Here is a 23,179-nt window from a genome sequence, read left to right as displayed (position 1 = left end):
TTGATAGCGTGGTTAAGATTTAATCAATCAAGGAAACGATAATGAAAATAAAAAAAGTAAATCTCCTCTTGGCGCTGAATATCTTTTTGTTAACGATAATCTGCACAAAGTTATACGCTTCGAACATACCTTCCCCACAAGGCAACTATTTTTTAATTGGTACTGACGTTGACCAAGTCTACAAATTGAACTTCAAGCCTAATAACCAAGTCATTGTGGCTGATGATTTTAAAGTTTCTGCCCAGTGGCAATGGCAGTCCCAGCAACAGATAATGGCAGACTTCTCTCAGCCGCAAACTCGATATCAAATACCGATGTCAGAGAATGAGACTCATATTCACCAATTAATAGGGCTGAGCTTTAATCCCAACACGCAAGAACCCAATGAATACACACAGCATATGCAAGTTTGGCATAAAGAAGCACAAATGGTTGTACAGACCTATACACTCCCAAGCCAAGGAGTTTTAGTAAAACAACGACAACTGAAAAAGTGGCAGACACAGCTGGTCGATACAACTTGGGAAATCGCTAATATTGATGAAGTCACACATGCAGACACACCTTGGTTTAGAGGTAATAGCTCAGTTTCAGTGACTTTTCATGAAAACGGTAAAGGTACAGTCAATCATTGGGATGACACACAAAGTGACTTAACATGGAAACTGAAAGGAAAAAAACTTGTTCTTCACTACCATCACAACGAACAAAACGTGAAATTGGTTATTCGCGTATTAGAGAATATTGATGATATTGGACTGCGCTTTGTTGCAAAACAGGTAAATAAAAAATCCAAGCAAGCAAAGTGGATCACTGGCTACATGATTGAAAAGCAGGATATTGCACTCACTTACGAACAAATTGTTGGCCAATGGCGCAAGTCTAATGGTCGCTTTCATGACTACTACTCAGACCAAATTGCAGTTGCGAGCGTTGCCAACACAGCCTCAAAATGGAAGCTCAACCACCTAAATCAACTTGTTAGAGAAAAGCTAGATCATCCAGAGCAAGGAACTGTACTTAATTGTCCCGACAATAGCTGTTATGTTAGTTGTGAATTCTTTTATGAGCTGCTCGCTAAAAAAGGCAATACACTCTACATTGCTTACCATTATAATTCAGAGTTTTATCCACAAGGCCCGTTAAAATTTCAAGGTAAATGGATACTAAAAGTTGAGTATGACGAAGCATTTGGCATAAAAGATTTTTCTAGAAATATCTTTTCAGTCACGACTATGAACTTAGAGTACCAAGGTCAAAGCCACCCATATCTATTTAGTCGTTTACCAGACGAGAACGGTGATCTAGTTAATCAAGTGACCTCACCGGAAGGTACAGGCACCTTTTCCTTTATAGAAGGTAAATTACACACATTCATTAACCAACAGGAAAGCATTTTTGAGATAACGCAATTTGAGAGAGATGGACTTTCAGTCTGTCAATATCAACCGGGTGAAAATTGTTCAATAGGTAAACAAGCGATATTCAAATTTACTCATGAGGCAGGGCCATACCCAGTTGCTCAATAACTAAGTGGGGCGTTACTTGCCCCTTTTTTAACTTAAAACCACTAAAGCGATTATCGATTGCAATCCTAAGCAAATGGCATTAGTCCAAATAATTGCAGGACGTTTAAACCTCAAACCGTACAGTAACCAAAACAGAAATACGACGACATAGCCAAATAAAAAGCTCATCGATAAAGTACTCTCACCATCACGATTCAACTCACTCAGTAGTTGACCAAGTAACGCAAATGCGCCAATACCACCAAATAATACACCTGCCATATCCCAATAACGCTCATCACTCATCAAAAAGTGTGTCCAAGTGACTCTCAACATGCTTGCCTCCCTAGCAAAAGCCTCGCATTCCAGTTTGTATAGTCATTTATTCTGGCAACAATATTGGGATGTGATAGCTGACAGAACCGTCCGACTACCACCACGTCACACCCGGCAGATAATGCTCCTTGTACGCCAGCATCTGAGTCTTCAAACACCACACATTCTCGACAGGGCAAGCCCAGCTTATTTGCAGCCGCGGTGAAAGGCTCTGGATCTGGTTTACCTTGTTGGACGTCTTCCGCCCCGATTAAATGCGTGGGTATAGGTAGGTGGCATGTTTGCATCCTCTTCAATGCATTATCACGATCCGCTGAAGTCGCTAACGCCCACGGTAAGTTCAACTGCTGTAAATGAGTCAGGAAGGCCTGTGCCCCTGTAATCTCTTCAACATACTTCGCAAAAGCAGCCTCAGCACCTTCCAAGTGCTTAACTTCCTGATGAAGATCTAAATGTGGCAAGTATTGCTTTACATAATCTTCGAAGCGGACTCCCCGGCCATCTATTAATACTTGCTCAATATCGAGTTGATGCATTTTACACCAAGGTGCAATGGCTTTGGCAATGGCGGTATCAGAATCGACAAGTGTGCCATCCATATCAAAAATAGCACCTTTATACTTAGACAAATTACAGTAAGACTCCATATTTCCCTCCTTAAAAACAGGCAATAAAATGCAAATAGAAACTTAAAAGCGCAAAAAAATGCAATATCATGCAAATAATACGCTTGCGATCCCGATAAGATCAAGTAAAATTCGGCAAAAAAACGCAGGAACATGCAAAATGCTATTGGCGGAACGACATCAATTGATCTTAGAACAACTTAATCTGCATGGCAGGATCACATCTGTGGAGTTGGCTAAATCACTGGCTGTTAGTGAAGACACGATCAGGCGAGATCTCAACAAGCTAGGTGAATTAAAACTGTTAAACCGTGTTCATGGCGGTGCTTTGGTGATGCAAGAAGAGACACCTGATTATTTTGACCGATTAAACACGCCAGATCCCTCAAAAAAGCGCTTTTTGGAACCCGCACTTAATATGCTAGAAGCGGGACAAACCATCGTCATAGATTCTGGCGAAACGTGCCGCTACCTCGCACAAAATTTACCCGCTAATTTACCTTTAACCGTTGTCACAGGCTGCCCACTCATTGTTCAGGATCTCATGCAACAACCTCAGGTAAACGTGATCCAAATTGGCGGTAAAATGTTTAAACCAGCTATGCGTACCGTGGGCCACAGTGCAATTGAAATGCTCAAACAGATCCGCTTTGATATTGTTTTTATGGGGATCTGTGCATTTCACGCCAAACACGGTTTTTGCGTCAACTACCTTGAAGAAGCTGAAGTATTACGTGCAACCATTGAACAAGCCGATCGCACCGTTTTAATGGGCCCCCATGATAAACTTGATAAAACCAAAACCTACCAGATTGTGCCTGCACATAAGATAAATCACGTGATAACAGATGAGGGGATACGCCAAGATGTACAAACAAGTATCCAATCACTTGGAATTGAATTAACCATTGTACCAAGCAGCTAGGGTTTACTTGGCCTTTTGATCGTAGCCAGTTAGAATACGCACGTTTTCGATCAAATTTGGAATTTTGCAGTGCTCTTAAATTACAACCCACCAACCGATCCCTACCTTGGCCTCTTATATCAGGATGAGCATATGTTGGTGATCAACAAACCAAGTGGCTTGTTGACAGTACCTGGCAAAGATCCAAAACATGCGGACAGCGTCATTAACCGCATCAACCGTGTTTTTCCAACCGCAAAAATCGTGCACCGTTTAGATATGGCGACATCAGGCATATTGTGTTTAGCAATGCACAAAGAAGCACATCGGTTTTTAAGTATTCAATTTCAAGACAGACTAACCAAGAAGCGTTATGTCGCACGGGTACATGGCAAACTAGAGCGCACAGAAGGTTCAGTTGACCTGCCACTCATCTGTGATTGGCCTAATCGCCCCAAGCAAAAAGTCTGTCATGAGGCTGGCAAGCCATCACTGACCCACTATGAAGTACTTGAATACGAGCCACATGCAACACGTGTTTCACTTACGCCCATTACTGGTCGCTCGCACCAACTGCGGGTGCATATGCAATCACTGGGTCATGTTATTCTAGGTGATAGGCTATATGCGACAGGTCATGCCCTCAAAGCCGCAGAGCGTTTGCAGCTACATGCACAAATGTTGGAGATCTGCCACCCAGTCAGTGGCGAGATGATGCAATTTAATGCGCCAGATCCTTTTTAGGCTCTGGCACATTTCCCTATTTTTGATTAAACAGATCTAATGCACTGGCCGTCATGGCACGTACCCCAGTTTTTAAAGCCAATGGATAATCTGGCGCAAACTTACTTGAATGCAATGAAGGCAAACTAGTGCCCTGTTTTTGCGCATCAGCATATGCTTGTGGCTCTACGCCCCCTAACCAAAAAATGGTGATTGGAATATTATCATCTGTACGCCCGTAAAGACCAAAATCTTCACCCGCCATCACAGGTTCTGCTTTCACCACATTCTCAGCACCCAACTCATTTTTAATACTCGCTGTTACCGCATTAGCAAGAGCAGGTGCATTATAAGTTGATGGAATGCTCTCCGACTCGTGCACATGCACAACCGGTGCTTGTTCTGGTGGCAACCCTGCGCTTAAAGCCACGCCTTTGGTAAGGCGTTTTAATGCTGCTATCTGCTGATCTCTCACTTCTCTGTCGTAAGATCGTAACGTCAACTGTAACTTCACTTCGTTAGAAATAATATTGTGCTTGGATCCACCATGAATAGATCCCACCGTGATCACCGAAGGTTTAAGCGGTGAGACCTCTCGACTGGTAATGGTCTGGATCCCGAGAACAATGCGTGACGCTAACACGATGGGATCAATTGTTGTATGGGGATAGGCACCATGACCACCTTGACCCTTAACCGTTATATCTACGGAATCAACATTGGCTAAGGCATAACCTGGGGAGATCGCAACTTTTCCCGCAGGTAATGATGCACTAACATGCAAGCCAAGCACATGATCAGGCTTAGCAAATTTGCTAAACAAACCTTCTTTTAACATTGCTTTAGCCCCAGCACCTACCTCTTCTGCTGGCTGCGCCACCATCATTAATGTGCCTTGCCACTGTTGTTTGCGTTTGACTAGTTGCTCAGCCGCGCCAATGAAGCTGGTCATATGAATATCATGCCCACAGCCATGCATCACCCCCACCAGATTATTGTTAGCATCTTTAACTCGGATTTTTGAGGCATAAGGCTTTCCAGTTTGCTCAATAATCGGCAATCCATCCGTATCTGCTCGGATCATTACCGTAGGCCCATCCCCATTTTTCATTAAACCAACGACTCCGTAGCCACCCACTCGTTCGGTGACTTCAAAGCCCAATGCTGTGAGCTCGTCAGCTAACCGTGCGCCGGTTTGCTTTTCTTGCATTGAAAGCTCAGGGTTTTGATGTAGGTGTAAATACAAGGCTTCTAATTTAGGAAGCGACTGACTAATTGTGGATTCTAAATTACTGGCAACCGCTTGATGTGCGCAGCACAAAAACGCCATTGATGTGAGCAATGTTTTCATAACGTTATTATTATTCAATTGAAAAAGTCGTTCCAGCTTGTAAGCAATTGGTGATAAATGCAACTATTTATGCCGCTCATTTTGACCAAAAATGATCATAATCTGTGTACTTTTACGCTTTCATTTTGATGTGCCTTTGCTAAGCTTAAACTCTACACAAGGGGTTTTTATACTGTGAAAACAATAAATATCAAAGAGTTGCAACCTGGTATGTTTGTTGTTGGTGTGATCAAGCAAGCCGGACATATACGCGTCAAAAATCAGGGTTGGGTGAGAGATGAAAAAGGGATCAATAACCTGATCCATTCAGGTGTATTAGAAGTCGAAATCGATCCTGACAAAACTTTAGATCAATCCCAGCCTGAACCTGAAGTAACCGACGAAGTGACCACAACCGCCAAACCTGATCCTTGGCATAAAGCCGTACCCGTTGAAGCCGAACTTGGCCAAGCCGTCAAAATGTATGAGCAAGCCAAGCAACTACAAGAAAAGGCTTTCTCTGATATCAAAGAGGGTCGAAAAGTAAATATCGCAGAATTCAAAGAAACCGCCTCTGGGTTTATTGATTCTGTCTTTAGAAATCAAGATGCGCTTGCCTGTATCGCGCGGATCCGAGAAAAAGATGGCTATCTTTTAGAGCATTCTCTAAACGTCTCTATTTTGATGAGCATATTTGCCAAACACCTTGGTTTTGAACGTGCACTCATAGAAGAACTTGCGACCGGTGCACTTTTACATGATATTGGAAAAATTAAGATCCCTGACGAAATACTGCAAAAACCAGACAAGCTCAGTGAAAATGAATTCGCTATCATGCGTGAACACGCTAAATACAGTCACGATATTGTTAAAGACAGCGGCTTGGGTGAAATCGCTGCAGAAATCGCGGGCTTTCATCATGAACGCCTTGATGGTACAGGCTACCCTTACGCTAAACAAGGGGATGAATTGTCACAATATGTGCGTATGATTTCGATTGTCGATGTCTATGATGCCCTAACCGCAGATAGAGTCTACAAGGTAGGTATGACGCCCATAAAAGCATTTAAAAAGCTCAAAGCTGGTTGCCCTGATCAATTTGATGGCGATCTACTTAACCAGTTTATACACTGTATTGGCATGTATCCGGTCGGCACCTTAGTTAAGCTTAAAAGTCATCGAGTGGGTATCGTTGCAGCCAGCAATCCAACTTCTCCTCTGCAGCCTGTAGTAAAAGTATTTTATAACGCAAAAAACATGTTTCATGTCGAAGTGAGAGATGTCGATTTGAGTGATAAACGCATCGACGATGAATTAGAGGCTGCTGTCAAACCTGAAGAGTTTGGTTTAGATTTAATTAAATTTTTCCGCCACTCTATGCTCCCTTAGCGCCCGAAAGCGCTAAGTTCTAATAATGCCTGTTATGGGATCCAATCCTGCATAGCATTCAAGGTAAACTCAATACCATCAAAATCAAATAAAGCTTGCTCTGGCGTGATTTCTACAATCGTCAAAGCCCCCAAGTTATCTCCCTCATACAACTCGCGATTATTCACTTTTATCCAGCGCTTATCAGGCTCTGTGGCATAAATATGGGCTTGATATCGCAAAGATGGAATACTGTTTTGCAATTTAGGCGGCAAGAGCTCAACAGGTGTTGCTTGTGCAGTCTCTTTACTACTAGAAACCACATCACCTTCTTCATCGGAATCTATGGTAAAGGTAGGACGAGTCTCTTCGACAGCCGCTGCAAACGCTTTTTTTAATTCATCTGATACACCCGCAAGCTCATTATCTTGACGGCTTTGTGGCTGATTAAATTGGTTTGCTTGCTGCGTACCTGTGTATTGCTGAGGCATAGCCGAATTATAAACTTGTCCAGAGTTTGGCGCAGTGAATGACTGCTGTGGATAGGTCATATTCGGCTGAGCAAATTGCCCTGTTGCCGCAAACTGCTGAGTTTGTGGCATCTGGTTTTGTATTGGCACATTCACAATTTGGCCCTGACTATTTACGGGGACCAGCTGCTGAGAATACACAGCACGGCCACTGGCATCAAAGCCCACTTGTACTGACATCCACTGATAATGGATTTGATTTTGCACCATAGGCTGCTGCATTAACACTGGCTGCTGTAATTGATTTGTCATAACAGGCGCATTGGCAACAATATTACTGTTTGCAGGTACACTGTGTGTGGCTATAGATTGTGTAGTTTCAGGCTCTACCTGAATACTGTCAGACGTACTTGTGACAACTTGTGTCTCTGTAACACCTGTATTTGTCTCAACCTCAGGCGCAGCCTCAACAGCCACTTGCGCCTGTTCATTATCGGCTGATTGTACTGATTGACCAAGAAAATACCCTGCGCTCAGTGCACAAACACTGATAAGTCCACCGCCTAAGCCCAAGCTCAGCCGTTTATAAAATGCGACCTGTGCAGATTGACGTGCTTGTACATACTCTTGCTCAGATTTAGATTGTTGTTGTGATTGTTTTAATGCATTAACAAGATAAGACATGACACACCATTAAAAAATATAGGAAAGACCAAAACCGCAGGCAAACATTGCGGCCACCCACCCCGACACTAACATCGGCACATTGAGCTTTTTGGTTTGTTGTTCAGGGATCAAATTAAGTGGCAACGCTTCTTTTGCAGCTTGTTGCGCTATGTGTTTGGTTACTTCTTGCTGCTGAGCAGAATAAGCCCCCAATAAGCACCTATCTGCTAATAGATTAATCAGTCTTGGGATCCCTGCGGTCACTTGGTGAATATAAGCAATCGACTCATTGCTAAAGAGGTGATTTTGGCAGCCAGCTTTATTGAGGCGATGCTTGATATAAGAAAATACTTGAGACTCTGTCAGCGGAAGTAAGTGGTACCTCGCCGTGATCCGTTGCGCTAACTGGCGCAGCTCATTGCGTTGCAATAACTGCTGAAGTTCAGGCTGACCAACCAACACAATCTGCAATAGCTTTTTATGATCCGTCTCTAAATTGGTTAATAAACGAAGCTGCTCTAAGACTTCTGCAGCCAAGTGCTGCGCTTCATCAATAATCAGCATGGTGTGCCCACCTTGCTCATGATTGTCTAACAAACGTTTTTTGATCACATCGGTCAATGACTTGAGCGTTGCATCTTTCGCATCATACTCAATATCTAGTTCATCACAAATACTGGCTAACAATTCCATTTCTGACAACGCTGGGTTTAACACAAATGCGACCTGAGTTGACTCAGGTAACTGCGCTAACATACTGCGCGTCACCGTGGTTTTACCTGTACCCACTTCCCCTGTCAATAATACAAAGCCGCCCGCATCACCAAGTCCATATGTTAAATGTGCCAACGCTTCTTTGTGGCGATCACTTAAAAATAGAAACTCTGGATTTGGCGCAATTGAAAACGGTTTTTCCGTTAAACCAAAATAGCGTAAATACACGATCTGTCTCTTTATTGTTAGAATGCTGCCTATAATGGCAAAAAATCACTTTAAGTTAAAACATTGTTTGCTTAATCAACACTGAATTTTTCACAAATTTGGGAACAAACATTTTAAACTCAAGGTGATAGTGTCATAGTAAAACATGAAATAATGATGTATTGGGATAACTATGAAGGTGTATTTGGTCGGTGGTGCCGTGCGAGATGAGCTACTCGGCAGACCTATTTTAGAGCGAGACTATGTCGTCGTGGGCGCAACAATCAGGGATATGCTAAAACTAGGCTATCAACAAGTTGGCAAAGACTTTCCTGTGTTCTTACACCCTGAGAGTAAAGATGAGCATGCCTTAGCCCGCACTGAGCGCAAACAAGGGCAAGGCTATACCGGCTTTATTTGTGATTTTGCACCAACCATTACCCTAGAAGATGATCTGATCCGCCGTGATTTGACCGTCAATGCCATAGCGCAGGATGATCATGGAAACTTGATCGATCCCTATCAGGGGAAAAGAGATCTGGACAATAAGATCTTGCGCCATGTCAGTGATGCCTTCAGCGAAGATCCTCTGAGGATCTTACGTGTTGCACGATTCGCCGCACGCTATCACTATCTCGGGTTTACCATTGCCGATGAAACTATGCAGTTGATGGCTGCGATGGTTCAAGCTGGCGAGCTTAAAACCCTCACCAAAGAGCGTGTATGGATGGAAATAGAGAAGTCACTTAAAGATGGGGCTATCCATATTTTTGCCAATGTCCTTGCAGATCTAGATGCGCTGCCATTTGTTACACCTTGGCAAACCAAGTGGGATCAAAGCACCGCAAAGACATTAGCGGATCAGCTCAAACGCTTAGATCCAAACAACGACACCTATTTGCGATCTGCGTTTAGTCTTTGGCAGTATCAAGCGGATCTGAGCGAGTATCTTCTCGAGCAAGATCATAAGATCCCAAAAGCCTATGCCGATAGCTTACGTGACTTACAAGCGAGCTTGCCATTACTGCAATCCAGTGAATGGCAAGCGGACACCGTCATGACCATTCTAAATCAACTCGATGCATGGCGTCGCCCAGAGCGACTAAGCGTATTTATTAGCACGGCACGTGTCATAGATGACAACTGCGCCGCCAAGACCGTTGAACTCAACAAAGCATATAAAGCAGCCAGTAATGTTAAAGCACAAGAGGTCATCGAATTGGGCGCCAAAGGGCCGGAAATTAAAATAGAAATGGATAAGCTGAAATTAAAACGTATTAAGGCCCTTCTCAATCATTAACCATCGCTGAGATAGCCTTATTTAGGCTAACTCAACTCTCCATTTTTCAATTAGTTGCCTAATGGCTGTTTTTTGCGTAAAAATAGCCACCATCTGTCGTATTAAGGAAAAGTGATGTCAGCAGAGGCACTTAGGCGTATTGAGCAAGAAAAACAAGAAAAAACAGGTAGGCTAAATTTAAATGGTCTTGGCTTAACAGCGTTGCCTGAGGAATTATTTGAACTGGTCTGGTTAAAAGAGTTGTGTTTAGGGGTTGAGTTCGCTCATGAGTTAAAGCACAACCAGGGAACATTTATCTCACGCGCATTGTTTGACGATTTAAAGCACCATGATATGTCTGACGGAGAATCCTCATTTGATGAACTGCCAGAGCAAATACAACATTTATCTCAGCTAGAAGTTCTGATTGCGGAGCACTGCTTCGAGGCTGTGAACCTCAGTTTAATCTCAGAGCTCACGTCACTGCGTGTTTTAGTACTGGGAGACTCAAAGTTATTAAGCCAATACGAATCGGTGCAATTGCCTAATCTGGCAGTGCTGTCACTTGTTCGCAACTCCTTTTTTAATTCAGCCATGTTATGCCAGCTTACTGAGCTAAGATATTTAGATTTGTGCGGCAATGTAGACATTCAATTGACACACCTGCAACATCGACACCATTTAGAGTGGCTTGAACTTTCACATCTCGATGAATTAGACCTTAGTGAGTTATCAGGCAGTCATAATTTACAATACCTAAAATTGTCTGATTGCCCGAAGCTTAAGTCCAATTTTCCCTATTTGCCACGATTACGATGTCTCATACAGGAAGACTGCCAATTCGAGCAAACACAGCAAAGTTGGAATTTACCGTCAATAGAAATACTCGAATTAGATGATTGTGCTATTGATAGCCTTGATATGTTGCGTGAATTAACAACCCTGATACACCTTGACATCTCACACAACCCTATTGAAAACCTAAGTTCATTGGAGAACTTGACAAATGTGCGCACGTTAGACCTAACAAGCTGTACCATTGAGAATATATCCCCTATTTATGAACTTAACCGTATTCAAAAATTAAAGTTGTCCGATAACCTCATCTCTGATTTGACAGGCATAGAGCAACTACAAAACCTAAAATATCTTGACTTAGATGACAATAATATTTGTGATATCACACCGCTTGCAAAGCTTACCGACCTAGAACGCCTATACCTAGAGAGTAATCTCATAAAAGATATCACGCCAATTGGGAAAATTAAAAAGCTAGAAAGCCTCAGAGTCGGTAAGAACCATTTTTTAAAAGAGCATGATTTAACCCTAGAGCCATGGGACAACCACCTAGATGCCATTAAAAACTTACTGCTGCAAACCACAGAAAGCCACAGTCAAATAAAGCTGCCTTGCAAGGTATTATTTTTAGGCAACCACAGTGCTGGTAAATCGAGCTTGGCGAATTATTTGCAGAAGCAAAGCCTCACTGAAAAGACCCAATCGACCCATATTCTCTCCATTCAGCACTATACCTGTGTAGATAATCGCGCAGCGTCACAGCAAGCGACACAAAACTCACTGCCTGATGCCATTTTTTATGACTTTGGTGGCCAAGATTATTACCATGGCGTGTATCGGGTATTTATGCAGCAAAAAGCCCTCACTTGCTTACTGTGGAAGCAAGACTGCAATGGCAATCATCAAGTAAAAGATAGCCGTGGCTATGAGACTCAGCATTTCTCACTGGAGTATTGGCTTGCTCAGTGGCGCGGTATGACAGCACCTGATCGCAAGGTAGAGACGCCTTTATTGTTAGTGCAAACCCATGCTGACCAAGACCCAAAACAGTTAGTCACCTCTGAACCACAATCTCTGACCCAGCACCAGTTTTATATCTCCCTAAATGGCAAGGGGGACACATCTGTCAATCAGGCCAGCCTAAACTACTTACACACCACATTAGACACATTTATCGAGCAAAGCCGCCGCACGGTAAAAGGAGATAAATGGTATCAAGACTTTATCGCATATGTGTTGGACCGACAGCAAAAACGCACAAGCAATGCCCATACGTATTCCTTGTTGGGCAATTTGGTTAAGCATTATCAAGCCGGCTCTGATAATGACAAACTGCACCTGCAAACAGAGCTGAAAAAATGGCACGATCAAGGGCTAGTTTTGTACTACCCCAGTATCAATGCAAACAAGGTGTGGCTTAATCCGCAAGCCCTGACTCAGTTTATCCATAATCACATTTTAAGCCTTAAAACATTTGAAAACTCTCAGGGAAGGATACGTAAAAAACAATTCGATAAACTAATAAAACAACATAAAATCGATAAAGACGTTGTCGAACTGCTCAAAAAAGAAAAAGTCATCTTTGACCATACACACACCGATGAAATCATCATCCCTAACTATCTCCCACTGGCCAAAGAAGAGGGTGACCACTATGCACTGTTTACCTTTGGTATGGAGTATGCTAGTGCCTTTACTTTAAAGTTTGCGCAATTTATCCCCATGGGGCTCATCAACCAACTCATTTGTTACTTTGGCCCCTTACCCGAAAGCAAATTGTTTTGGCGCAACCAGTTACTGTTTACCTTAGGTGTCAACAAAAATGACGATGGGACAAAAAACACAGATCACGCCAGCAAGGTGCTGATAAAAGTAGAGTACCATCCACATATTGAAATCAAGGTCTATATCAGTGGCCACAACAAGGTACGCTCGCAGCATATTCGCTATCTGTATTTTGTGATTATGGCTATGTATTGGGATTTGGATATTCAAACAGATCTCAAGCGCTTTGATAGTTTGTTTAAGCAACTTAAGCAAGGTAATAGCAAAAAGCGCACACTTGAACTCGATGAAGTGACACAACAACAATTCGAACACATTAAAACCGTTTTTGAAACGCCACCTAAAGACTTACAACTATCTTTGGATAACCGTTACTTTGTGCCAGTAACTGAGCTCGCTGAGCACTCCAATTCTACGCAAATCTCGGCCATCGATACGCAAAAAAATGCAACAAAAAACTTAGATGTAGAACCCTTTCAACCATTTACACTAAAAGGACTGAATAAAGTGCTCAAAGTATTTATATCTTATTGCCACGATGACATCGCACAGCGTCAAGAGCTTGAGTTATACCTCACCAACTTAGTGCGCAATAAACAGATTGAGATTTGGCAAGATGGCTTAATTCAACCTGGGGACGTATGGCACACAGAGATTGTCACGGCCCTTGAGGAAGCCGATGTGGTGATTATGCTTATCAGCCAAGCCTTTATTGCATCAGGCTATGTGCATGATGTCGAAGTGCCCAAAGCACTTAAAAACTTACAAGACGGTAGCACTAAGATCTTTCCAGTATTATTGAAAGACTGTGACTTCGCCGACTGGCATGTGTGGCCAGAAAAAATTCATACCAACTTAGAAAACAAAGAAGCTGTCGCTATGTCGCAATATCAGTTCTTTCCGCAAGACGAACGCAATCGCTTAAAGCCCATCAATCAATGGGATTACCCTGAGCAAGCATGGACAGGGCTAACTCAGGCATTAAAACAATTAATCAAAGACTTAAATAACGCATAGTCAGCATAAATAACCGCAATGGCAGCCCAGCCTTCGTTGGGCTGATGATTTTACAGTGCACTGTGTACGTATCTTGCTTAACTTAAGCGCTAAACTAACTGGAGTAAGGATACGAGATGAAAATTGATAGTGTATATGCCCCCTACACACCAACGAGACATACAGTTAAGACAAAAGCACAACACGGCAACTCACTGCCGCAAAACACCACACAACCGCCAAGCAGTGTAAAAGCCATTGATATGAACAATATCGGCATCAATGAGCTCAATGCATTAATTCAGACAACAGGTGACGATAGACTGCTGTTCAGACTCCCTCATGACACCTTTAAATTGGTTAATGGTGAACTGCAAGGTTCTGGAAGTAGTAATTTTTTAGCACAAATTGAAAACGAAATCGCCTTTGAGCAAAGCAGAGGGAAGCTAGAAAGCTTTCTAGCGGTGCTAAAAGAGTATCAAGGCTATCCGCTGCAATCGAATCTCACAGTAACCGTCTGACCAATACTAAGTAGATCGATTGTAAGCAGCTGAACGTATTTATCAATATCTTGGCGTTAATTTTACACAATGATAAAGCTGCTCTAATAAACAAAAAAACCCGACAATTGCCGGGTTTTTTCAATTCAAAAAGAAGTGTGAATTACTTCTTCTTAACCGCTTTTTTATTTGGCAGGTCAGTGATTGAACCTTCGAAAATTTCAGCAGCAAGACCGATTGACTCGTTCAGTGTTGGGTGAGCGTGGATAGTTAGTGCAACGTCTTCTGCGTCTGCACCCATCTCTACCGCTAGGCCGATTTCACCAAGCATTTCACCTGCGTTGATACCAACCATTGCACCACCGATAACACGGCCTGACTCTTTATCAAAGATAAGCTTAGTTTGACCTTCAGTACGTGCTGAAGCAATTGCACGGCCAGATGCTGCCCACGGGAATACCGCAGTTTCAATCTTAAGACCTTGCTCTTTCGCTTCTTTCTCAGTTACACCAACCCATGCAATTTCTGGATCTGTGTAAGCGATTGAAGGGATACACTTAGGATCGAAGTAGTGCTTCTTACCAGAGATAACCTCTGCAGCAACGTGTGCTTCGTGTACCGCTTTGTGCGCAAGCATAGGCTGACCAACGATGTCACCAATCGCAAAGATGTGATCAACGTTTGTTTTCATTTGCTTGTCAGTGTTGATGAAGCCACGCTCGTCAACAGCAACGCCAGCTTTGTCAGCGTCAAGTAGCTTACCGTTTGGTGTACGACCAACAGCAACCAATACTTTGTCGTAACGTACTTGGCCTTCAGGTGCTTGCTTACCTTCGAATGAAACGTAGATACCGTCTTCTTTCGCTTCAACAGCAACTACTTTCGTAGAAAGCATTACGTTGAACTTGTTCTTAACGTACTTCTGGTAAACCTTGATGATGTCTTTGTCAGCAGCAGGTACTAGCTGATCAGCAAATTCAACAACGTCGATATCAGAACCTAGCGCACGGTAAACAGTACCCATCTCAAGACCGATGATACCACCACCTAGTACAAGTAGTTTGCCAGGGACGTCTTTAAGCTCAAGTGCACCTGTTGAATCAATGATACGCTCATCTTGTGGGATGAACGGAAGGCTGACTGGTTGTGAACCTGCTGCGATGATTGCATTGTCAAACGTCACAGTCTTAGTGCCGTCAGCGCCTTCAACAGCGATGGTGTTAGAACCTGTGAATTTACCGTAACCGTTAACTACGTTAACTTTACGCATTTTAGACATACCAGCTAGGCCGCCAGTAAGTTGACCGATTACAGACTCTTTCCAAGTACGGATTTTGTCTAAATCGATTTGTGGAGCACCGAAAGTAACACCGTGAGAAGCCATTTCAGCTGCATCGTCGATAACCTTAGCGACGTGAAGAAGTGCTTTTGAAGGAATACAACCTACGTTCAAGCAAACACCACCTAGGGTATCGCGAGATTCAATCAATGTAACATCTAAACCTAGGTCTGCTGCACGGAATGCTGCAGAGTAACCACCAGGACCACCGCCTAGTACAACAACTTGAGTTTTGATTTCGTTGCTCATGTTATTACCTTAACTATTATTCGAACGGGACTCTACTCAACTGAGTATCCGCACCCAATTTGCCTGCCGGTCGCCAAATTAGGGCAAATCCAACAGAGAGAGTTTTTTGTGCGCGAAAGTGTATCATTCGCACTCACTAATGTCCCGTCCAATTATCAGACAGGACACTAAAAATACAACAAAACCGCACAACTTAGGTTGGGCGGTTTTGATTCTTCTTACATTACTAGCTGACGAATATCGCTCAGGTAGTTTGCAAGTGTCACAGTAAAGCGTGCTGCAAGCGCCCCGTCAATTACACGGTGGTCGTATGAACAGCTTAGCGGCACCATTAAGCGCGGCTCAAACTCTTTACCATTCCATTTCGGCTTCATCTCAGACTTAGACACACCTAAGATAGCCACTTCTGGTGCATTCACGATTGGCGTGAATGACGTGCCACCGATACCACCAAGGCTTGAGATTGTGAAACAACCGCCTTGCATGTCAGCAGCAGTCAACTTGCCGTCACGTGCTTTCTTAGAGACTTCCATCAGCTCGCGAGAAAGCTCAATGATGCCTTTTTTGTTCACGTCTTTGAATACAGGAACAACCAAACCGTTTGGCGTATCAACCGCCACACCGATGTTCACGTATTTCTTCAGAATTAGGCTCTCACCGTCTTCTGATAATGAAGAATTAAACGTTGGGAACTCTTCAAGTGCTTTTGCAGCCGCTTTCATTACGAAGACCAATGGCGTGATTTTCACACCCATTTTCTTCTTCTCAGCTAGCACATTTTGCTCTTTACGGAATGCTTCAAGCGTTGTGATGTCTGCTTCGTCAAACTGTGTAACGTGAGGGATTTGTACCCAGTTACGGTGTAGGTTTGCGCCAGAGATCTTTTGAATGCGAGATAGCTTCTTCTCTTCAACTTCACCAAACTTGCTGAAGTCTACTTTCGGCCAAGGAATTAGACCAAGCTCGCCACCACCAGTGTTGCCACCTTTAGATAGCTGACCTGATTCAACTTGCTTCACTAACTCTTTCACATAGTTTTGAACGTCTTCTTTAACAACACGGTTCTTACGACCGGTTGCTTTAACGCGCGCTAGGTTTACACCAAACTCACGTGCTAGACGGCGCACAACTGGTGATGCGTGTGCGTACTGATCGTTCGCAACAAATTCATCTTTTTGTGCAGATGCAGGGGCAGCTGCCGGAGCAGGTTTTGCTGCAGTAGCCGTGGCTGGCGCAGCTGTTGGTGCTGGTGTAGCTACAGGAGCTGCTGCCGCAGGTGCACTGCCCGCTGTTTCAAATACGAAGATTAAAGATCCTGTCGATACTTTATCGCCAGCGTTTACTTTAATCTCTTTCACAGTACCTGCAAATGGTGCCGGTACTTCCATAGAAGCCTTGTCGCCCTCTACAGTGATAAGAGATTGCTCTTCTTCGATTGAATCACCGACTGATACCATGATTTCAGTGACTTCAACTTCGTCACCGCCGATATCTGGTACATGTACTTCTTTCGCTTCTGCTACCGCAGCTGGTGCTGCCGCTGGTGCTGCCGCTGGTGCAGGTGCTGCTTCAACAGGTGCCGCTGCTGGCGCACTGCCTGCAACTTCAAATACGAATACCAAAGAGCCTGTTGATACTTTACCGCCAACTTCAACTTTGATTTCTTTCACCGTACCTGCAAATGGTGCTGGTACTTCCATAGAAGCCTTATCGCCTTCTACGTTCAAGATTGACTGGTCAGCTTCAACTGCGTCGCCCACAGCAACCATGATCTCAGTCACTTCAACTTCGTCGCCACCGATATCTGGTACGTGTACTTCTTTAAGCTCTGCCGCAGCTGGTGCCGCAGGTGCTGGCGCTGCAGAAGGAGCCGCTGGCGCTTCTGCCGCAGCAGGCGCTTCTGCACCAGCTGCGTCAAAAATCATAATCAAAGAACCTGTTGAAACTTTATCACCTTCAACAACTTTGATTTCTTTAACAGTACCCGCAGCTGCTGCTGGTACTTCCATTGAAGCCTTATCGCCTTCAACTGTGATCAATGACTGATCCACTTCAACCGTGTCACCTACGCTTACTAGGAGCTCGGTTACTTCAACCTCATCGGCACCAATATCTGGAACATGAATTTCAATTGACATGTTTTTGCCTCTTATGCGTAAAGTGGGTTAGCTTTTGTTGTGTCGATATCAAATTTCTTGATAGCGTCAGCAACAACTGATTTTTCAACCTTGCCCTGTTGAGCAAGTTCGTTAAGTGCAGCAACAACTACATAACCTGCGTTCACTTCGAAGTGACGACGTAGGTTTTCACGGCTGTCTGAACGACCGTAACCGTCAGTACCTAGTACCTTGTAAGAGCTGCTTGGCATGAATGCACGTACTTGATCTGCATAGTTCTTCATGTAGTCAGTCGCTGCAATCGCAGGAGACTCACCAAGTACAGTTGCAATGTAAGGTACTTTTGCATCCGCTTCTGGGTTAAGCATGTTGAAACGCTCAGCATCTTGACCGTCACGAGCTAGCTCATTGAATGACGTCACAGAGAATACATCTGAACCAATGCCGTACTCTTCGCTTAGGATCTCACCCGCTTTACGTACTTCATTCAAGATTGTGCCTGAACCCATAAGTTGTACGTGTGCTTTCTCACCTGCGTTTGACTCAAGCTTGTAGATACCTTTACGGATACCTTCTTCAGCGCCTTCAGGCATTGCTGGCTGGTGATAGTTTTCGTTCATCAGCGTTAGGTAGTAGAACACGTTTTCTTGCTCTGGACCGTACATACGACGAATACCATCTTGCAAGATAACCGCCACTTCAAATACGAACGTTGGGTCGTAAGAAATACAGTTAGGAATCGTGCCTGCTTGAATGTGCGAGTGGCCATCTTCGTGCTGTAGACCTTCACCGTTTAGCGTTGTACGACCAGCTGTAGCACCTAATAGGAAACCACGTGCTTGTTGGTCACCTGCCATCCACGCCATGTCGCCAACACGTTGGAAACCGAACATAGAGTAGTAGATGTAGAATGGGATCATCGGTAGGTCATTTGTGCTGTATGACGTTGCAGCAGCAACCCATGAAGACATTGCACCTAGCTCGTTAATACCTTCTTGCAGTACCTGACCTGACGTTGCTTCTTTGTAGTAAGAAACGATGTCGCGATCTTGAGGTGTGTAGTTCTGACCGTGTGGGTTATAAATACCGATTTGACGGAATAGACCTTCCATACCGAAAGTACGCGCTTCATCCGCAATGATTGGTACGATGTTTTTGCCAACACCCTTGTCTTTTAACAAGATGTTTAGCGCACGTACGTAACCCATTGTCGTTGAGATATCACGCTTTTGCTCTTCAAGTAGCGGCTTAAACTGCTCCAATTTTGGTAGCTCAAGTGCTTGTGTGAAGTTAGGTAGACGCTGTGGCGTGTAACCGTGTAGCGCTTTACGGCGTGCGTGCAGGTATTCGTACTCTGCAGAGCCTTCTTTAAGCGTAAGGTAAGGTAAGTTTGCAATTTCTTCGTCAGAAACCAGATCTTCTAGACCTAAACGTGAACGCAAGTGCTCAACGCTAGACATGTCCATTTTCTTAACTTGGTGCGCAATGTTTTTACCTTCCGCAGCTTCACCCATGCCATAACCTTTTACCGTTTTAGCTAGGATAACTGTTGGACGACCTTTCTCATCTTGCGCCGCTTTATAAGCTGCGTAAAGTTTAGATGTATCATGACCACCACGCTTAAGTGCAAAGATTTCATCATCTGTCATGTCAGCAACGAGTGCTGCAGTCTCTGGGTAACGACCAAAGAAGTGCTCACGTACATACGCGCCATCTTTCGCTTTGTATGTCTGGTAGTCACCATCGATTGTTTCGTTCATTAGCTGAAGAAGCTTACCAGTTGTGTCTTTCGCTAATAGCGTATCCCAACCAGAACCCCAAACAACTTTGATCACGTTCCAACCAGCACCTTTAAATAGGCCTTCAAGTTCTTGAATGATCTTACCGTTACCCATTACTGGGCCGTCAAGACGCTGTAGGTTACAGTTGATCAGGTAACATAGGTTATCTAGCTTCTCACGCGCTGCAAATGAGATTGCACCACGTGATTCTGGCTCATCCATCTCACCATCACCAAGGAACGCGTATACGCGCTGCTCGTTAGTCTCTTTAAGACCACGACCTTCTAAGTATTTAAGGAAACGAGCTTGATAGATTGATGCGATTGGACCAAGACCCATAGATACTGTTGGGAATTGCCAGAACTCAGGCATCAATTTAGGGTGAGGGTATGAAGAAATACCTTTGCCATCTACTTCTTGACGGAAGTTATCTAACTGCTCTTCAGTTAAACGACCTTCAAGGAACGCACGTGCATAGATACCTGGTGAAATATGACCTTGGTAATAGACTAAATCACCACCGTCTTTCTCGTTTGGCGCACGGAAGAAGTGGTTGAAACACATTTCATAAAATGCTGCTGAAGACTGGTAAGACGCCATATGGCCGCCTAACTCTAGGTCTTTTTTAGACGCACGAAGTACGATCATGATCGCATTCCAACGCACGATAGAGCGGATACGGCGTTCAATCGTGGTATCACCAGGGTAAGCTGGTTCTTGGCCTGCAGGAATGGTATTTACATAGTTTGTAGTAATACCTGTAGGCATATCCACGCCATCTAGGCGGGCTTGCTCTAGCACTTGCTCAAGTAAGAATTGCGCACGTTCTACGCCTTCTTCTTTCACAACTGATTCAAGCGCTTGTAACCACTCTTGGGTTTCTAACGCGTCAACGTCAAACTTATTGACTTCAGACATATGGAGTGTTCCTTATGTTTTAAATGCAAATTTATTCAATGCGCCAATGACGCAATCAAGCATAATTGCTCGATTTTGCTTAAAAGACCGAATTTACCTAACTTATTGCTGCTTAGTGCGACGCAGGCTCCGTTCAATACGAGAACGTTCTCTACCCGCTTCAAGTAATGCTTCTTCGATGAAGGCTAAGTGTGCGTTACTCGCAAGCCTTGCCTTTTCCGGATCCCCTTGGATCACGGCATCCATCAGTACCGCTCGATGCTGTGCAAGCTGCTCACTCACATCTGATTTTTGCACCAACACGGTTAAGTTCTGCAATACATTTTGCTCAAGTAACGTTTGCATTCCTCTCACTAAATGCAGTAACACCACATTATGTGACGCTTCTGCTACAGTGAAATGAAACGCATTGATTGCTTTGGCTTTTAGGGCTAAATCATCCCCTACCTCAGCAATGTTGTCGTAGCTTTGCTTTACTTTATCCATATCATTGTCTGTGCCTCGAAGCGCTGCATAATACGCAGCGATGCCTTCAAGGGCATGACGGAATTCAAGCAAGTCAAACTGAGACTCAGGGTGTTTACTAATCAAGTCGAAAAGTGGATCAGTTAGCCCTTCCTCTAGCTGGTTTTTAACGTACGTACCGCCACCTTGGCGACGCGTCACTAACCCTTTGGCTTCGAGTTTTTGAATCGCCTCTCTTAACGACGGGCGGGATACTTCAAACTGCTTGGCAAGCTCTCGTTCGGGAGGTAGCTTTTCACCGGGAAGCAATGATCCTTCTAAAATCATGTTTTCCAATTGCTCTAAAATCACATCCGAGAGTTTCGCAGCTTTAATCTTCAAAGACATTGATAACACGCCAGTTTGGGTTATATCCACCAGCTAAGTATGAAGCCCCTACATTACTTGTAAGTCTTTAAAACTTAGCAATATTTACTTAATCATTTAGTATATTGTGACCAGCAAGGTAAATTGGTCATACCAAATTTGGACAATAAGTTATCAAAATCAAGCTCGGCTGTCAAAATTACACCTTTTCATCGCTTTTAATATCCTTTTTTTGACATCCATTCAGATTAAACTTTATACAATTAAAATTGATTGCAAAGAAAAATAAAAATGGTCAGACCAGAGTGATTCCGATGATTAATGCGCAGACACGTATTTGAAGGGATGAAAAAGTATTAAAGTAGTTATCTAAAAGGAAGCTAGACCTTGCATAGTAACAAGCAAGTAGCTTCCTCGCTTAAATTAAATTACTTAACGCCGACGTCACATGCCTCAATACCACTACACACGTAATCGCTGATACCGCCAGCGATTACTTTGGTTTTTTGTGCAGAAATCACTTTATCGTTGTTAAGTGTTTTTAAGTTCTTTTTATTTAGCTTGATTTTCATTGTCACTTTCCTTTTCACTATTGTTATGTTTATAGATCTATTTATACATGAATATGACTCATGCCACTTTGATTATGGCTAATACTCTCTAGGCAAAGGTACTGTCATAAAATGCAGTAGTTGCAATAATGACCCTTCGCAAATAGCGGCATCTGCCTGCTCTACCACTTTGGGCTTACCGTGAATGGCTACACCTAAATCTGCCGCTGCCATCATCACTAAATCATTCGCCCCATCACCGATGGCAATCACTTGTCCAGTATCCACGGTGTAGCGCTCACGTAAAGCGTTCAACACTTCCGCTTTTTTCTCAGCATCAACGATATCTCCGATAACACGGCCAGTTAGCCTTTGAGCATCAATTTCTAATGTGTTGGCATAGACGTGATCCAACGACAACCTCTCTTGCAGCGCCTCTGCAAACCAGGTAAACCCGCCCGATGCGATAGCTAACCGCCAATTTTTCGTCTTTAGCACCTCACACAGCTGCTTAATCCCCATCATCAGTGGCAAATCATCTTTAAGTGGTGAAATAAGACTTAATTCGATACCTTGTAACTTTGCTACCCGTTTGTGTAGACTCTCACTAAAAGCTAACTTACCTGCCATTGCTTCCGCGGTAACTGAAGCTACCTCGTCATACACATCTGCTAAACGCGCAATTTCATCAATACATTCAATTTCAATTGCAGTGGAGTCCATATCCATTACCAATAACCCTGGTATATCTAGTTGCGGCAAATTAGGTAGTATAGCCCCTTGGCAGCCTAGCTTTTTTGCAGCATGACGAATATCTGATTTAGGTAACTCACCAGCAGGTAGCCCTGCTTTGATGGCCACACCAATAGGTAAATCAGGATGGGCTTGATAGGCACAGACGGTATGCGGCACGATATGCATTAATGTCAAAGCGTCTAGAAACGCCTTTAGAGTAGTGCCAGCCAAGCGCGCACCAAATAGAACAATATACTGTGCGGTCTTCTCTGTTAACACCTCCCCTTTCTCAGCTTGGGCATTTTCAAATTCATACCACTTTGATAAGGTAAGTTGATCTTCAACAGGGCGGACATCAAGTTGGTCGACATCTATCATATTTTGCATTGGCATTGAGCGCTCCTCATATGGGTATACGCTCTTTTTAACATCTAATGAAAATAATGTC

General features: G+C 43.6%; 18 protein-coding genes. 7 read left to right on the top strand and 11 right to left on the bottom strand.

Features of this window, described 5'->3' with window-relative positions:
* Positions 1–41: 41 nt before the first annotated feature.
* A complete protein-coding gene (locus S4054249_RS02490; protein ID WP_046355886.1) occupies positions 42–1,529 on the top strand; it encodes a hypothetical protein in 1,488 nt (495 codons plus the stop codon).
* 27 nt (positions 1,530–1,556) lie between these two features.
* On the opposite strand, the gene S4054249_RS02485 is transcribed toward S4054249_RS02490, so the two are convergent.
* Positions 1,557–1,844: a hypothetical protein gene (locus tag S4054249_RS02485; RefSeq protein WP_046355885.1), complete on the bottom strand. Its 288-nt coding sequence runs from the start codon at positions 1,842–1,844 to the stop codon at positions 1,557–1,559.
* The gene (locus S4054249_RS02480) at positions 1,838–2,491 is read right to left on the bottom strand and encodes an HAD-IA family hydrolase (RefSeq protein ID WP_046355884.1); all 654 of its coding nucleotides are present in this window, start codon (positions 2,489–2,491) and stop codon (positions 1,838–1,840) included. The genes S4054249_RS02485 and S4054249_RS02480 overlap by 7 nt, the downstream gene beginning before the upstream one ends.
* 58 nt (positions 2,492–2,549) lie before the next feature.
* On the opposite strand from S4054249_RS02480, the gene S4054249_RS02475 reads away from it, so the two are divergent.
* Positions 2,550–3,395 (top strand): DeoR/GlpR family DNA-binding transcription regulator, encoded by an 846-nt coding sequence (locus S4054249_RS02475; protein WP_235611265.1) that lies wholly within the window; start codon positions 2,550–2,552, stop codon positions 3,393–3,395.
* Positions 3,396–3,464: 69 nt separating this feature from the next.
* The gene (gene rluA, locus S4054249_RS02470) at positions 3,465–4,118 is read left to right on the top strand and encodes a bifunctional tRNA pseudouridine(32) synthase/23S rRNA pseudouridine(746) synthase RluA (RefSeq protein WP_046355883.1); all 654 of its coding nucleotides are present in this window, start codon (positions 3,465–3,467) and stop codon (positions 4,116–4,118) included.
* Positions 4,119–4,134: 16 nt separating this feature from the next.
* Here rluA and S4054249_RS02465 read toward each other — a convergent pair whose 3' ends face one another.
* A complete protein-coding gene (locus S4054249_RS02465) occupies positions 4,135–5,448 on the bottom strand; it encodes an amidohydrolase (RefSeq protein ID WP_046355905.1) in 1,314 nt (437 codons plus the stop codon).
* Between the two features lie 174 nt (positions 5,449–5,622).
* Between S4054249_RS02465 and S4054249_RS02460 the strand changes: the two genes are divergently transcribed.
* Positions 5,623–6,816, top strand: coding sequence for an HD-GYP domain-containing protein (locus S4054249_RS02460; RefSeq protein ID WP_046355882.1), 1,194 nt, complete (start codon positions 5,623–5,625; stop codon positions 6,814–6,816).
* 32 nt (positions 6,817–6,848) lie between these two features.
* Here S4054249_RS02460 and S4054249_RS02455 read toward each other — a convergent pair whose 3' ends face one another.
* The gene (locus S4054249_RS02455; protein WP_046355881.1) at positions 6,849–7,949 is read right to left on the bottom strand and encodes a general secretion pathway protein GspB; all 1,101 of its coding nucleotides are present in this window, start codon (positions 7,947–7,949) and stop codon (positions 6,849–6,851) included.
* A gap of 9 nt (positions 7,950–7,958) precedes the next feature.
* On the bottom strand, positions 7,959–8,873 hold the full coding sequence (locus tag S4054249_RS02450; RefSeq protein WP_046355880.1) for an ExeA family protein: 915 nt from the start codon (positions 8,871–8,873) through the stop codon (positions 7,959–7,961).
* A gap of 172 nt (positions 8,874–9,045) precedes the next feature.
* Between S4054249_RS02450 and S4054249_RS02445 the strand changes: the two genes are divergently transcribed.
* The 3 genes from S4054249_RS02445 (at position 9,046) to S4054249_RS02435 (ending at position 14,231) form a co-directional block, all read left to right on the top strand.
* A complete protein-coding gene (locus tag S4054249_RS02445; RefSeq protein ID WP_046355879.1) occupies positions 9,046–10,152 on the top strand; it encodes a tRNA nucleotidyltransferase in 1,107 nt (368 codons plus the stop codon).
* A 114-nt stretch (positions 10,153–10,266) separates the two neighbouring features.
* Complete coding sequence (locus S4054249_RS02440) at positions 10,267–13,731, top strand: leucine-rich repeat domain-containing protein (protein ID WP_046355878.1); 3,465 nt, start codon at positions 10,267–10,269, stop codon at positions 13,729–13,731.
* 116 nt (positions 13,732–13,847) lie between these two features.
* The gene (locus S4054249_RS02435; RefSeq protein ID WP_046355877.1) at positions 13,848–14,231 is read left to right on the top strand and encodes a hypothetical protein; all 384 of its coding nucleotides are present in this window, start codon (positions 13,848–13,850) and stop codon (positions 14,229–14,231) included.
* A gap of 142 nt (positions 14,232–14,373) precedes the next feature.
* On the opposite strand, the gene lpdA is transcribed toward S4054249_RS02435, so the two are convergent.
* The 6 genes from lpdA to serB all read right to left on the bottom strand — a co-directional run bounded on the left by lpdA (position 14,374) and on the right by serB (position 23,118).
* Positions 14,374–15,798, bottom strand: a complete 1,425-nt coding sequence (lpdA, locus tag S4054249_RS02430) for a dihydrolipoyl dehydrogenase (RefSeq protein ID WP_023400801.1) — start codon at positions 15,796–15,798, stop codon at positions 14,374–14,376.
* Between the two features lie 218 nt (positions 15,799–16,016).
* Positions 16,017–17,936 (bottom strand): pyruvate dehydrogenase complex dihydrolipoyllysine-residue acetyltransferase, encoded by a 1,920-nt coding sequence (gene aceF / locus S4054249_RS02425; RefSeq protein WP_063881436.1) that lies wholly within the window; start codon positions 17,934–17,936, stop codon positions 16,017–16,019.
* Positions 17,937–17,947: 11 nt separating this feature from the next.
* Positions 17,948–20,614: a pyruvate dehydrogenase (acetyl-transferring), homodimeric type gene (aceE, locus tag S4054249_RS02420; protein ID WP_046357448.1), complete on the bottom strand. Its 2,667-nt coding sequence runs from the start codon at positions 20,612–20,614 to the stop codon at positions 17,948–17,950.
* Between the two features lie 102 nt (positions 20,615–20,716).
* Entirely contained in the window at positions 20,717–21,466 is a 750-nt protein-coding gene (gene pdhR / locus S4054249_RS02415) for a pyruvate dehydrogenase complex transcriptional repressor PdhR (RefSeq protein WP_039612079.1), read from the bottom strand.
* Positions 21,467–21,873: 407 nt separating this feature from the next.
* Positions 21,874–22,017 carry a hypothetical protein gene (locus S4054249_RS26475; protein ID WP_155401405.1) on the bottom strand — a complete coding sequence of 48 codons (144 nt, stop codon included), beginning with the start codon at positions 22,015–22,017 and terminating at the stop codon, positions 21,874–21,876.
* A 78-nt stretch (positions 22,018–22,095) separates the two neighbouring features.
* Positions 22,096–23,118: a phosphoserine phosphatase SerB gene (gene serB / locus S4054249_RS02410; RefSeq protein ID WP_046357456.1), complete on the bottom strand. Its 1,023-nt coding sequence runs from the start codon at positions 23,116–23,118 to the stop codon at positions 22,096–22,098.
* Between the last annotated feature and the right edge of the window lie 61 nt (positions 23,119–23,179).

It is taken from the genome of Pseudoalteromonas luteoviolacea, assembly GCF_001750165.1.
In the GTDB taxonomy this organism is placed as follows: domain Bacteria; phylum Pseudomonadota; class Gammaproteobacteria; order Enterobacterales; family Alteromonadaceae; genus Pseudoalteromonas; species Pseudoalteromonas luteoviolacea_G.
The sequence above is the reverse complement of the archived record's forward strand: the minus strand, read 5'-3'. Positions and strand labels throughout refer to the sequence as shown.